Annotated in this window: 11 protein-coding genes and 1 tRNA gene; 3 read left to right on the forward strand and 9 right to left on the reverse strand. The window is 54.3% G+C overall.

Annotation, left to right across the window (positions count from 1 at the left end; genetic code table 11):
• Nucleotides 1–166 precede the first annotated feature (166 nt).
• The 5 genes from ACQ4M4_RS10015 to ACQ4M4_RS10035 form a co-directional block, all read right to left on the reverse strand.
• A complete protein-coding gene (locus tag ACQ4M4_RS10015; RefSeq protein WP_430684354.1) occupies nt 167–1,423 on the reverse strand; it encodes a DUF3747 domain-containing protein in 1,257 nt (418 codons plus the stop codon).
• A 148-nt stretch (nt 1,424–1,571) separates the two neighbouring features.
• The gene (locus ACQ4M4_RS10020; RefSeq protein WP_430684355.1) at nt 1,572–2,009 is read right to left on the reverse strand and encodes a hypothetical protein; all 438 of its coding nucleotides are present in this window, start codon (nt 2,007–2,009) and stop codon (nt 1,572–1,574) included.
• 577 nt (nt 2,010–2,586) lie between these two features.
• On the reverse strand, nt 2,587–3,027 hold the full coding sequence (locus ACQ4M4_RS10025; RefSeq protein ID WP_430684356.1) for a hypothetical protein: 441 nt from the start codon (nt 3,025–3,027) through the stop codon (nt 2,587–2,589).
• Between the two features lie 428 nt (nt 3,028–3,455).
• Nucleotides 3,456–4,952 carry a slr1306 family protein gene (locus ACQ4M4_RS10030; RefSeq protein ID WP_430684357.1) on the reverse strand — a complete coding sequence of 499 codons (1,497 nt, stop codon included), beginning with the start codon at nt 4,950–4,952 and terminating at the stop codon, nt 3,456–3,458.
• A 230-nt stretch (nt 4,953–5,182) separates the two neighbouring features.
• A tRNA-Met gene (locus ACQ4M4_RS10035) sits at nt 5,183–5,259 on the reverse strand.
• A 200-nt stretch (nt 5,260–5,459) separates the two neighbouring features.
• Here ACQ4M4_RS10035 and ACQ4M4_RS10040 point away from each other — a divergent pair.
• Both ACQ4M4_RS10040 and ACQ4M4_RS10045 read left to right on the forward strand, forming a co-directional pair.
• Nucleotides 5,460–6,086 carry a DNA-3-methyladenine glycosylase family protein gene (locus ACQ4M4_RS10040; protein WP_430684358.1) on the forward strand — a complete coding sequence of 209 codons (627 nt, stop codon included), beginning with the start codon at nt 5,460–5,462 and terminating at the stop codon, nt 6,084–6,086.
• A gap of 194 nt (nt 6,087–6,280) precedes the next feature.
• On the forward strand, nt 6,281–7,882 hold the full coding sequence (locus ACQ4M4_RS10045; RefSeq protein WP_430684359.1) for an adenylate/guanylate cyclase domain-containing protein: 1,602 nt from the start codon (nt 6,281–6,283) through the stop codon (nt 7,880–7,882).
• Here the strand turns inward: ACQ4M4_RS10045 and ACQ4M4_RS10050 are convergent.
• Nucleotides 7,814–8,194, reverse strand: coding sequence for a VanZ family protein (locus tag ACQ4M4_RS10050; RefSeq protein ID WP_430684360.1), 381 nt, complete (start codon nt 8,192–8,194; stop codon nt 7,814–7,816). The genes ACQ4M4_RS10045 and ACQ4M4_RS10050 overlap by 69 nt on opposite strands.
• Before the next feature lie 152 nt (nt 8,195–8,346).
• Nucleotides 8,347–9,312 (reverse strand): endonuclease/exonuclease/phosphatase family protein, encoded by a 966-nt coding sequence (locus tag ACQ4M4_RS10055; RefSeq protein ID WP_430684361.1) that lies wholly within the window; start codon nt 9,310–9,312, stop codon nt 8,347–8,349.
• Between the two features lie 99 nt (nt 9,313–9,411).
• On the opposite strand from ACQ4M4_RS10055, the gene ACQ4M4_RS10060 reads away from it, so the two are divergent.
• Nucleotides 9,412–9,918, forward strand: coding sequence for a hypothetical protein (locus tag ACQ4M4_RS10060; protein ID WP_430684362.1), 507 nt, complete (start codon nt 9,412–9,414; stop codon nt 9,916–9,918).
• Nucleotides 9,919–10,057: 139 nt separating this feature from the next.
• Here the strand turns inward: ACQ4M4_RS10060 and ACQ4M4_RS10065 are convergent, their stop codons facing one another.
• Nucleotides 10,058–10,762, reverse strand: a complete 705-nt coding sequence (locus ACQ4M4_RS10065) for an ROK family protein (protein WP_430684363.1) — start codon at nt 10,760–10,762, stop codon at nt 10,058–10,060.
• A 304-nt stretch (nt 10,763–11,066) separates the two neighbouring features.
• A complete protein-coding gene (locus ACQ4M4_RS10070) occupies nt 11,067–13,643 on the reverse strand; it encodes a M1 family aminopeptidase (RefSeq protein WP_430684364.1) in 2,577 nt (858 codons plus the stop codon).
• Nucleotides 13,644–13,874: the final 231 nt, after the last annotated feature.

A 13,874-nucleotide genomic window follows, 5' to 3' on the forward strand; every position in this document is an offset into this window, starting at 1 on the left:
ACCCGACAGCCCCCCGATACCCTCCACAAAAAGCACCCCAGTTAGCCTGTGAAGAACCTGTCAAACGCTCAACACCGGGGCATGGCTGGGGCCTTTAAAGGGGCTTGGGGAATGACGGAATTGGCCATTCCCTCGCTTTTTACATCGAACTGGTTGAGTTCGGAACTTACTGGGGTAGCTGTAAACAATCCAACATGCGTAAGGTGGCCGCTGCTGCATAGTTGCGCAACGCTGGACCACTAGGCGAAAACTGGGTGCCTTGCTCATTGAGCGGAGAGGCCACACCACAGTAGCTCGACATTTCCAGAATGACAGACTGAGCCCAGTGACCCTGAATATCGGTAAAGTTGAAGGCCTGCTGAGTTGGCAGCAGCACGTTCGATGAGCCGCGTCGGGTTTGAGCATACTGAGCGGCCCGCTTCACCACGGCCATCAACTCAGCGCGGGTCACGGGCTGATCGGGCCGGAAGGTGCCATCTTGATAGCCCGCCACGATGTTGTTATCGCGAGCAAACTGAATCTTGGCGGCACTCCAGCGAGCAGCATTCACATCCGAGAAGGGATTGCCCGACGCTTGCGTGGGTAGCTGCAAGTTGACATTCGGGGCTCGCACTAATGCATCCAAAATCATGGAGACAAGCTGTTCACGGGTTAGCGTGCCAGTGGGACGGAAGGTATTGTCGGGGAAGCCGGCAATGAATCCAATCGCAACAGCTTGCTGAATTTGTTGACGATAAATATCGCGCGAAATATCGGTAAAGCTGGGTCCCGGCGTTGGGCTGGGCGATGGACTGGGAGAGGGACTAGGCGATGGGGAAGGGCTGGGCGACGGAGATGGACTGGGCGATGGGCTGGGGGTAGGAGTGCCCGGAGGTGGAAAGACACCTTCGTAGGTGAGATAGACGTGACCCAAGACGCGATCGCCAAAGGTACGCTTGGTCAATCGCCAGCCCGGATTTAAATTGAGCTTGGCAAAGCTGTTGGACACACCACCCGCCCGACCAATGTCGAGGCGGGGCTGAGAGCTACTGCTGGGTTCCCCCACCAATACCAAGTCACCATCGCGCTCGACCACCCGCAAGGTATAGGCCAGACCCAAGTCTTCTCCATTCACCCGAATGGAATAGCCGTTGCGATCGGTAGAGCGACTGCAAATACCAGTAAAGTCAAACGTGAGTAGCAGTGGATCAACAGTGGCTGGAGTCGTTGTTTCATCCACCGACCAGCACGGGCGCGCATCCGACACCTGTTCAACAATGATGAGGCTGCGTCTGGTAATGCCGGTCGACGAGAAGGTAACAAAGCGACTTTGATCAACCTCTTGCTGACCAAAGGTTGCCGCAGAAACATTCAAATTAGAGGTAGACAATGCACCCAAGGCAACCACTGCCAGGGTCGTCAGACCACGAGTTAAGCCTTTCATAAAAAACCGTGTGAGTCCTGTAGGGAACAGATTATTGGGGAGTTGAGACCATTTGAGAAGTGGGTTGCCGACCCCCATTCTCTAAGTTTGTGATGGATAGGGGGTTATCAAGAATGGGGTCCGTTCACATGATAATGAAACACTCAACCTATTCGACAACATTAAAACTGGTCACACCATCATCGGCCAATAACACAAACAAATCGCGGCGATCGCGCTCAAACTGGCAAGACACTAACACCACGGCTTCTGGACCGCTTTGGGCAATCAATTGCGCATCAATAATTTGTTGAAATGCGCCACTAGTGGCCAAAATATCATTCCAATATTGCTGAATACTTTGAGTGCTCACATCCTGAGCGATCGCATCATATTCTTGAACTGCTGTTGCAAACTGCCGTTGTCCAAGCTTGTTGATGAAATCTTGTGCAACACTTACTGGATCAGACCCTTGGGCAATCAAGATTGTTTCCGTTGGCATGGAAATTTGCTGAGCCTGAACAGGGACAATGACAGTTGCCAAGGCAGCAGGAGCAAGTAATAGAGAAATGGTTGCTTTCATCATTTGGGATACCCAGTAACTCATGCGATAGACCTACCACTCATAAGACTCATGCCGCGAACCTTTGTGCCCGGATTTTTTGTCATGAGTTGAAACTTCGCATTCATCCTATGGCACTGATTTCGGAATGGAACCTTTTGTGATGATTGTTTAATGGTTGAGTCGATTTCCCTCAATCGGAACGATAAGAATGGCCATGGATTACGAGGTCTCATACCCGTTGTTGCGGTCAGATGGGTTCAGAGCTGGTGAACGTCGTCAGCGTCCCAAAACCTTGGGCTGTTGTGCACAGGCAAGCTCAGTGTTTAAGGGAGACAACAGCCGCCGCCCTAAAGTTGGTAAACATCAGTTTCGGTTAAGAGCTTTTCTGAGGTTTGCGCGACGCGCAAACCTCAGAAAAGCCCATTTCTGCGTGCGCGATGCGCACTCAGAAATGGGCACTTCAGCTTATCCAAAATTCAGGTTTGGTAAGTACCTCGACACCATTAAAACCTCAAAGCTCCGTGCCGCCCGCGAGAGGCACGGAGCTTTGGGTTTTATGTTTAACAACGGCTGCTGACTTAGTTCAAGATCGGCAGTTCAAAAGTTGATAGTCCAGAATTTAATTTTTGGCGTCGCTGCCTTTTCCGTTGAACAGTTCAAACATTTGTCGGCAAAATTGTTTCAGCTTGTCGCCAATTTCATCGATGGGTTGCTTGCTGCCAACAATATGCCAATCATCGATGGTTGAAAGACGCCACTGCTCACCCTGGTGGCTAAAGCCCACCACCTCTACGCCAATGACGCGGCGATCGCTCTCCAGCTCATCATCAAAAAAGCGAATTTGAACCAGCATGGAGCGGCACTGGTAGCGCGGACTCCAGCCCGGTAGGTGAAAGCCAATATCAATCGAGTCAGGGTCAATCAGTTCGCGGGTGTCGGGGTCGTTGGCCCAGGGTTTTAGATCGGCACGAGCATCGGGAAACTGCGATTTAAACAGGCTCACCACCGAGGCAATTTTGGTCGCGAGTTCCAATCCGGTTGCTTGCTCTGCTGCGTTCACCCTACCTAACTCCTCATGAACTCATCGATGGGCAATTAATCTTATGGTGCAACAAGGCTTGGCAGTTGACAGTGCTTGCTGACACTGTTTTGACCTTGCAACGGGCATGGAAAATGCACAAAGGTTGCCAAAACTAATCGGACCTACGCACTTCATCCGAAAAACCAGGGGCTGAATGATGTTTGGAGCGCTAAGCGCTCCAAACATCATTCAGCTTCGTCAGTCCTGACCAATCCACAATTTGAGCTTTGCAAAATTTGAGCTTTGGCAGCCCTGAACCATGCCGGATTTTTCTAGTGTAAACGCGAGTTGGGTAGGCGTAGCTCTACAAAAGGGTCAGCCTGTCGAAACAGGCTGACCCAAATTTCATCATTCATGGGGGCAGTTCCCCAGGCACTGGATCCGCAACAGTTTGTTGAACCGCGGGGCTAGGCAGAAGCCTCGACGTTGGGCAGGGGTGACTTTTGAGCCGGAGCTAAACGCTGGAGGCCCTGCGTCACCAAATTCTGCACAAAAGCGGTGCGCTGGTTGGCCTGAAACACCGCCTTGATGGTATGCGTGAGGCGATCCAGATTGAGGGGCGCATCGGTGGCCTCACCCACCGTTTGGCTTTGCTCCTGGAAGTAGTCCACCAGCCCCAATCCAGCAATGCGGGTAAGGTAGGCAGCACTGATGCCCTGGAGGGTGCCACCAGCCACATAGGTGAGGGCGTGGCTTTTCAGCAGGGGCATAATGGCTTGCGACGAAAGCTCTACCAGTTCCAGCTTGATCATCACTTCGGCCAGACTAGCGGCGATGGTTTTGGCGTGATCCAGGCTCAGGCGCTGCTTGTACAGGCTACCCAAATCCATGACGAGCTGGGCATTCACCGCAGCAGTCGCCAACAAATCCAAATTGGGAATGGGGGTGGCGAAGGCGGCGGCGGCGGCAATCCACTGGGCTTGATCGATCATCGGCATGGCGCGATCGCGACGGCGCTGGTTGAGTTCGGCCAGGATATCTGCCTTCAGCCCATCGAGCTGGCGCATCACCGTATTGAGAACAAGCCGTTGGCGATCGCCCATGACCGCTCCAGTCAGCCGCTCTGTCAAAGCCGCGATATCAGGGTTCGGTTGCTCCATGCGTTCTTGCACAGTGCCATCAGCCAGGTGTTGCCGCACTTTGTACGCAGTAGGAGCCGCAGCTACCGCCACCACATCCTGAATCGGCAACAGCCCCATCACACGCTCTCGAACCTGTTGCAGCACCAGGGGACGTTCTTCTGGCAAATAGTGGTCTTGTTTGTTGAAAGCAATTAGGATGCGATATTTGCAGCTAACGAACTCTCGCAGCATTTGCAGTTCGCTGTCGGTGAGGTCGCCATTCGTCACAAACAGTACAAGGTCGGCCCCCATCAATGAATCTGCAGCAGAGTCGGGCTCAGGTGTTGGGGCGATCGCGCCATCAATGAGTTCTACAGGCTCTGCCAGGGTCGTTTGCCAGGTGCGCGCCAACAGTTGAGTCAGGGCGGTTTTACCCGTAGACTGCTGCCCCACCACCGCCACGCGTAGAGCCGTGCGATCAAGGTCAGATTTGAGTGCCGCCGCCCGATCGTGCCAAGGCTGCACCAAGGCAATATTTTGCTCGCCTTCCACGGCACCATTAGCCTGGGGCAACTCGTCCTGCACCTGCTGAATCAGCCGTTCAACATGGGTCAGGGCCACTTCTACGGCGGTGCGATCGAGCGGTTGGGCGATCGCCTTCACATCCAAAGGCGAGGAACTCCGGCGCTGACGCAGCCACCACAGGCCACCCATGGCCATCATGCCCCAGGTCACCGTGTCGCTGAGGTGCACAGTACCGGGATGCACCCAATTCAACAGAACTGCACCCGCCGTGAGCCCCAATCCACCTATCAAAATCGGTTGCTTTAGCCCCAGTTCCATGTCATTTTCCCTTGCTACTGCCCAAAGACTGCCCGGACTTCCCGCCCAGAGATCATTGTATCTAGCGATCGCGGCTCTTCCCCAGTGCAAGAAACCGAACGACTACAATCTGTAACAAAGTGTGCAAATGACATGGGCAGACAAAACCGAATCAATTCATACGAACTAGCCCATAAAGCTAGTCCATAGCAAAACCCCCCACCAGTGAACTGATGAGGGGTTTTGGGACTTGGTGGCGGGAAGTGGATTTGAACCACTGACCTTCGGGTTATGAGCCCGACGAGCTACCAGACTGCTCTATCCCGCGTTGTGCTTTATCACTATAACGAAGAATGACAGAGAATGACAACTTTATTTTGAAATTCCTTGAAAACGGATGCTGCGCCCGGCGCAAAACACTCCGCAACGAGTTCTATTCGCCTTTAGATAATAAATTTGTACTATATTGATTCTTGTGTTTCGCTCGATTTGGCTGGCTCAATCGTGGAGACGAAGGGAAATTGCCCGATGGACTATTCAGACGCGATCGCCACGTTAACGCTGGCAGACCCTGTGCTGGGACAAGTGATGCAGCAGGTAGGCGACTGTACCTTGTTTCACGAGCGGCCAATCGGCACTCTATTCGAGGCTTTGTCGGAATCCATCATCTATCAGCAGCTATCCGGCAAAGCCGCAGCTAGCATTCACAAGCGGTTTGTAGCGCTGTATCCCCATCAAATTCCCACACCAGAAGCCGTGCTAGAAACCGCAGATGACGCCCTGCGCGGAGTGGGGTTGTCTCGCGCCAAAGTGCTGTACGTCAAAGATTTGGCCTTTCATACACTGAATGGTCTGCCGACCTTGGAGGCGCTGGAGCACATGGAGGATGATGCCATCATTCAAACAGTGACCCAGGTCAAAGGAATTGGTCGCTGGACCGCGCAAATGCTGTTGATTTTTTGGCTCCATCGGCTGAATGTATTGCCAGCAGACGATTTGGGCATTCGGGCGGGCATTCGCCGCGTATACCAGCTTCCCGACCTGCCCAACAAAAAAGCGGTGCTGGCCTATGGCGATCGCTGGACGCCCTATTGCACCATCGCCTCCTGGTACTTGTGGCGGAGTTTAGAAATTCCGCTGCCAAGTGCATCTTGATGCAGGTTCCGTGGGAATGCTGAGACTGCATCGCATTTGCAGAGTTTGCTTGGAGGAATGAACCTCCTGAAGAGTGACGCCGCTGGCGATAGGTCGTGGGCTTCGCCGACAGCCACTCATTCCAAACCATTCGGATACTGTACAAAGCACGTCGGTTCTGTTGGTATTGAGGAACTTGAATTGAGGAACCTGCCTTGCTCAAGAGCAACCATTCCCCCAGGTCGCCGCGCCAGTCTGTCGTTCATCGGCTGAAACAGTTTCCTCGATTGCTGGCAGCCCGGTTATCGCGCCGCATTGTACTGTGGGTGTTTCTCAACATTGTGGCGATCGAAACGGTCATCCTCATTCCGTCGGTTTATCGTCGTCAGCAAGAGGTGTTAACCACCGTACACGCTATCACCTCGGCCAAGGTAGAAGCCCTGAGCTGGCGTGAGCGGACTCCGTTATCTGAAGCAGAACTGCTGAGCGCGCTGACAGCCCTCATCCAATATCCCAATTCCCATGCCAAAATTTTGGGCGGCGCGCTATACCGCAATGGCGCTGTCATTGGTGTGCTGGGGCAAGAGCCGCCGATGATGATGCCCTCGGTTGGGGGCGATCGCGCACAGAATCATCCACCAAAGCGACGGCGCACCCAGCGCTACAACACAGCCCAAGGGGCACGCTACGATGCCGAAATCCCACTGCCGCTGGGCTACGAGGAGTATGCCCTAATCATCCGTCACGATAGTGCTGCGGTGGATCGGGAAACGATCGCCTTCATTGCACGCATTGCGGGTTTGGTAGCCATTATTGGTTTATTTGTTACGTTGGGAACGGTGGTGGTGTTGGGGCCGCTGGTCATTTCGCCGATTGTGCGCCTGCGAAACGATTTGCGCAGGGTGGGCGATGCCCTGGAAGACAGGGAGGCCAGCGATCGCTTTCTCGCGACCCCTGTGACCCGGCAGGATGAGCTAGGCGATGTGGTGTTGGCCTTTCAAGATATGGTGCGGCAGGTGAGTGGGGCGATCGCCGCACGCAAACAAGCCGAAGCTGACAACCGCCGCGAGCGCGAACGGGCCGAGCAGCTATTGCTCAATGTTTTGCCAGAAGCGATCGCCACTCGACTCAAGCTTCAGAGCGATCGGCTGGGGCTCAGCAGCGAAGATTACATTGCCGATCAGTTCGAAGAAACCACCATCTTATTTGCCGATATTGCAGGGTTTACGGAATTTTCTAGCCAAATTCCGGCGTGTGATTTGGTGCAGCTGTTGAATCAGATTTTTTCGGGCTTTGATGATTTAACGACTCGCTACGGGCTGGAAAAAATTAAAACCATTGGCGATGCCTACATGGTGGTGGGTGGCTTGCCCAGTCCCCATCCGCACCATACCGAGGCGATCGCCAGCATGGCCCTAAGCATGCAGCAATGGATGGACTCGTTTAATCAGCAAGCAAGCACGCAATTGCAAATTCGGGTGGGCATTCACACAGGCAGTGTGGTCGCTGGGGTCATTGGCACGCGCAAATTCATCTACGACCTGTGGGGCGACACGGTCAACATTGCCAGCCGCATGGAGTCGCAAGGTGAGCCAGGACGCATCCAGGTTACGCAGTCGGTTTATGACTGCCTTCAGCATCGCTATCGGTTTGAACTCCGGGGCGAAATTGCCGTGAAGGGTCGCGGCACCATGCGAACCTACTGGCTACTCGGCCAACAGCCTGAGCCCTTGCAAACAGATACCAGCCTACCGCAGCGATCGCTCAGCCAGCCAGTAGCCCAACCAAATGCCGACTCCACTACACACCAGGTCTAGCGCATCCAGGCTGCGGTGGGGCGATTGCGACTGAATCAACTCTTCCACCACCGTAAACGTGCTAAATGCCAAAATCCACCAGGGCAGCACCCATGGCCCCAACCGCACCCGGTGCCGATGCAGCACTCGATGACCCAAAAACGCACCCAACCCGTATAAAACGACGTGACCGAGTTTGTCATGGTTGGGAAATTGCTCAAGCTGCGGGGGCAAGTTGCCCTGATAGGCCAATATCAAAATCCAGAGGAAAAATCCTGCAAATGTAACGGCAGCAAGGCGCGATCGCCACGGGCCAGCTTTCACCTTATCCATCAGTATGCTCAACAGTTCGACAGCAACAGTTCGACAGCAACAGTTCGGCAGCACCATCCCCACATTCAAAAACCGATTCAGGCAAGCGGTGGATTGATGGTGGTGTGCTGATCGTTAGCTTCAAGCTGACCTATGCCCATTTCAGACGAGCGCTAGCGATACTCCACAATAACTGGTCGATGATCGGAGCCAATATTTGGGCCAATCACGGTTTGGGTGGCGCGCAGCGTGGGGCTAGCCAGCACATGGTCAATGGGAATGGAAAACAGCGATCGCCCAAAAGGCCACGTGGGCAAAATGCCAAATCCCCAGCGGCTGTTGACGAGCTTGGCCGTCAGTTCGAACTGGCGGTAATAGCTAGACCACGGGGTAATGTTGAGGTCTCCGCCAACAATTACCGTTTCGCCTTGGGCGTGCAGCGCTTGCACATGGTTGGCAACGGTTGCCAGGGTTTGGTTGCGGCGGGCGGCATAGCGCGCGTAGAGCGGCGGTGGAGGATGCATGGCGATCGCCACCAAGTTCCGATTTTTCACCTGCCAGCGAGCAGCCAGGTAATAATCGCGGCGAGGCACAATCGGTTCCATCGGTAGAACCTGTAGGGGCGTTTTGCTGTACACCACAATGCCAAAACGAGCAGCATGGGGCGATTGAATTGAGTAAGGATAGTCTGCAGCGAGAGGCTGTAGATCCTGAATCCAGCGGGCATTCATCTCTACCGTGATCAGCAGATCGGGCTGTTGCGATCGCACCAAGTCGAGCAGGCGATCGGGCTGCTGGTTTTTTGCAAGCACATTGGCTACCATCACCCGCAGTGGAGCTTCCAAGGTTGGGGCGGCAGCCTGGGCCACGGGCAAGTACCACGGAGCGATCAGCACACCGTTGAGCACCACGCCCACCAGAGCAATCGCCAGCCAGCGCCACCGTCGGCTTAGGGCAAAAAAGATGCTGCATACCAGGCTCATGAGCCAGTACTGCAGCTTGAAGTGAGAGGTGAGATCGAGCAAAAAGTGAACCTCGCCAGCATAGCCTGCCAGCGACAATCCAATGACCCCAATCGCGGCGATCGCCATGACAGCCGTGATAGCACCAAACCGCCCTCGTCGAGAAATCTCAACCATAGGTTCTAGCCAGGGATATGAAGGAAAGATATACTAACTTCGACGATGACCATACAAGTCTGATCCAACGTATTCCCAAGCAATTGCGGCGAAGAACTCATGAGCACTCAGATTTCCAACCAGGCAAGCAAAGTTTGGAACACTTTGACAGATCCTGAAACCGCTAAAACCTACGGCCAAACGGGCAAGCTCACCTGGAACATTATTCAAGAAGTGGGGCTATTGCTGTGGTTGGTCCTTTGCCTAACGCTCGTGTTGTTTGATTGGTTTTGGAAGAATTCGATTCGCTTGGGGAGCAATACCCGCAACTGGATCGAAAATATTGAAAAACCCAGCACCGATCGCATCGCGTCCGAAACGGGCAAAACTCTTGCATCTGCGTTCAGCAATGGGGCTGCTTTTGCACTGGCTCAAGCCCGCGAACAGCTGGGTTTACCTCAGCCCGTTGAGGAAGAAGCTCCCAAGCCAAGTGTGTCATCTTCTGCGCCTGCGGCCTCGATGAAGGCCGAGCCTACACCGGTGAAACCTGCAGTTCCCAAAGTGGATGAGAATGCGGTACCCAGTGATGTGCTAGAAACTACCGAAGAAATGGACACTAAGCCGTAGCCAAGCTTCACGCACAATTCAGCGACTTAGAATCAGCGACTTAGAAATGGATGGAATACATCAGTTTCTGAGTCGCTTTTTCAATTTTTCAGTACGGTGGAAGGTGACGTGAATGCACAACGGGAGCTGAGCGATCGCCCTATTCTCGCCAAAGGGCAATACCGCCCAGCAACCCGGCAACATTGGGCACCACCTGCACCCGCTTCGGCAGCTTGATGTTGATTTCTTTGGCGTTGCCGCCGCCAAGGTATAGGCAGTCATAGTTAAAGACTCGATCGAGTTGGACGATCGCTTTTTCTAGGCGATCGTTCCACTTTTTCTTGCCCGTCATATCCATGGCATTGCGCCCAAGCTGCTGCTCGTAGGTTTCGCCTTTGCGAAATTCGTGGTGGCCCAACTCCAAGTTGGGAATTAGTTGGCCGTTGAGAAACATGGCCGAACCAACCCCTGTACCAAGGGTAATCACCAGTTCTAGGCCAGTTCCGGCCATCGCGCCCAGCCCTTGCATATCAGCATCGTTGATCACCCGAACAGGAGATTCCAGCTTGTCAATCAGAGCCGTTGCCAGATCGAAGCCAACCCAGGTGGGATGCAGGTTTACCGCCGTTTCGGTAATGCCATAGCGCACAACCCCCGGAAAACCAACGGATACCCGATCGTAAGTTTTGCCCTGGGCAAGGCTAACGATCGCTTGAATCACGGCGGCGGGGGTGGCAGGGTTGGGGGTTTCGGTGCGATCGCGTGAGGCAATGGGGGTCCCTGCGGGGTCAAGCACCATAACTTTAATGCCGCTACCGCCAATGTCAACGGCAAGAGTGTGTTGGGGGTCGGATGTGGGTGTCATATCGGGTGTTTTTTAAGGTGTCTAGCCAGGAGGGTGGGTTGGGAGGGGACGAGTGAGTTGGGTTGAATTCTTCACCTGGAGGACTTCTCCCCGTTCCCCGCTTCTCAGGAGACGAAACACGTCCTCTAAAAACCCTCCATAAGGGGTGAACAACCAATGCCCATGTTTGGGGTGGGTGAGGTGGCAAAGGGTATCGGATTGGGCTGGGGCACCGCTCCCCCTCAGCGACGTGCCATGCGGTGGTTTAACCAACGCTCAAATAGGCTTTGTGGCACGATTTGAGCGTTGAGGTTTGGAAAGGACGCTAGCTCTTGGCTTTGGCTTCGAGATGTTCAAGACGACTGCGAAGGTCTTGGTTGTCTTTTTTGAGTTGGTCGAGTTCCTCCTGTAGTTTTTTCACGGCTTTGTCTTGTCCGGCATTTTTGAGGACGCGCTGGACGGCTTCTTCGGCAATGCGGCGAACGCGACCATCGGGGGTGCGATCGCTCAGGGATTGCAGAATGCTGGCGGCACGCGTGGTTTCCATTTGACCCAACGCGCTAACAACCGAAACTTGGGTGAGGAAGAAGGCTTCATCAGCCAGGTCACTCAGGCGATCGAGAATGCGATCTAGGTTGGCGCTGGTTTGTCCGGTGGAGATGGCACCCAATGCTCGCACGGCAGCAAGGCGCAGGGGTTGGGGCACACCCACTGCGGTGTACTCCAGAATAATATTCAAGGCAGCTTCGGAAGACTTGAATCGGCTGAGTCCGGCGATCGCCCCACTGCGAATGGCTTCGTTCCATCCGGCGCGGCTTTCCAACACGCCTTTGAGCAGCTTGATCACCTTTTCTTCTTTGGATTTGCCGTTGATGGGAGTAGTGGCAATGGCGGCGAGCGATCGCATGGCGGCAGCTTCGGCGTAATAGCTAGGGTCGCCAATTTCCACCACGGATTTGAGCGCTTTGTAACTGGCCTGGGTTTTAACCTGGCCCAACGCATCCAGAATGGCACGCCGAACACGGGCATCTTTCTCCTTGAGGCCATCCACCAGAGCGGTGCAGGCTTGGTCGAGCTTGATGCTAGCGAGCTGACCCGCCACTTCGGCGCGTACCCCCCAAAACGGATCGTGGGTCAGGGCATGGCTCAAGGCTTTAACGGTTTCGAGGGTTCCTTTTTTAGCAAGGGCGATCGCCGCGCAGATGCGAGAAACCGGATCGGGGTCATGGGCAAGTTGGGCTTTCAGTTCCCCGACAGGCAGCTCCAGCGTCACGGTTTTAAGAATGTGGTTGCCCACATCAAAGCTCACGAATTGGGGCTTCTCCTTCAATGGGAAGTAGAAGGTTTGCTCTTTTTCGTGCACCCGAACGGTGAATTCCTTGAGCTTTTGGAACTTGTCCTCTTCCACATAGCCAAATCCAACAGGAATTTTCAGGTCAAACAAGCCTTTGGACAGCGGAGTATCACCATCTTTGGCCTGGTTTTGGGTAATGGTGACTTTGGCTAGTTTGCTGTCGCCATCCCAGGAGTAGGCCACTTTGTAGTCGGGGTGACCACCTCGATACACATACTGATCAAACAGAAATTGCAGGTTGCGTCCGGTGGCTTTTTCGATCGCCCGCAGCAGATCAACCGTTTCAACCGTTTTGTGAGCATTGTCGTTCACAAACGTGTGAACCGTCGCAAAGAACTGTTCATCACCCAGCTCACGGCGAATCATATGGTAGACGCAAGCGCCTTTTTCGTACAGGTGGCGATCGTAAAGCTCGATCGCTTCCCGGTAGATGTGGGTGACAATGGGGCGACGGTACCGACCGCTATCTTCGGAAATGTAGCTGCGGGCCTCGTTGAGGCGGTAGTAGGCGGCATCATCTGCGCCGTACTCATGATCCGTCCACAGCACCTCCGAATAGGAAGCCATGCCTTCTTTAATCCAGGCGTGGCTCCAATGCTTGATCACCACCAAGTCGCCAAACCACTGGTGAGCCAGTTCATGGGCCACCAGCGCTTCGGTGCCCCGGTTGTCAATGGCGGCGCGATCGTCAATGAGGCAGCGATCGGTCAGCAGCGTGGTGGAGGTGTTTTCCATGCCGCCAAAGATGAAGTCATCCACACACACCTGGGCGTACTTGGGAAACGGATACTCGTACCCAAAGGTTTTGCTAAAGAACTCAATCATGTGGGGCGTTTTGCCCATGCTGAGCTTGGCTTCGTGCTCGCGCCCTTTTTCCACGTAATAGGTGACGGGTTTGCCGTTCCAGTCGTCGCGCAGTTCGGCAAAGTCGCCCACGGCCAGCGTCATCAGGTAGGTGGGATGCACCTCCCGCTGAAACCAGTGGTAGATCTTGTCGTCGCCGTCTTCGATGGTTTCGATGAGTTCGCCGTTGGAAATGGCGAGGAGTTGCTTGGGCACCCGGGCGCGAATTTCGCTGGTGGCGAGTTGGCCTGGGTAGTCAAAGCAGGGAAACCAAAAGCGGGAGTCTTCATCTTCGCCCTGAGTCCACACTTGCACGGGTTTGTCGGGATAGTGCTCGTTGGGGGCAATAAAGTAGAGGCCGCGCTGGGGATTGTCGTTGGCGTAGGCGATCGCCAGTTCTAGCACGTTGCCACTTTGGGTTGCGTCTTTGAGATGAATGTGGAGCTGCTCTCCGTCGTAGTCAAAGGGTTGTTTGTTCTTGCCAACTTTGACCGAGTCGATGGTGAGGTTGACGGCATCGAGCGTGAGGCAATCGATACCGCTACGCACCGGATTGAGACGGATGGTGCAGGTGCCGCTGTAGCGCTGGTTGGGAATATCGAGCGCTAGATCCAGCGCAATATGTTGAACCTGCCCCGGACGATCGGGATTGTAGTGAGGTTTGGCTCCGGGCAATTCAAAGGAGCGACCATTTTCAGAATCCAAGAAAACGTGTGACTGCGGCATTGATGGATGACGTTAATGAAGAGAACGGGAAAGAAAAAATCTAATGTTCACTATTCTAGTGCGGTGCTTGTAGGCCCGCTTTGGGAAACGGTTGAGTGCGATGCAACTCGGCTCAGCACTATCTGGATCAGGCCGCTCGGCGATCGCTCATCGGCCACTCCCCTATCCCTGACCTGGCGCTCAAGTGACGTAGCAAACCCCAGGTCTGTT

It is taken from the genome of Leptolyngbya sp. AN02str (assembly GCF_050565595.1).
Classification (GTDB): Bacteria; Cyanobacteriota; Cyanobacteriia; order Elainellales; family Elainellaceae; genus Kaiparowitsia.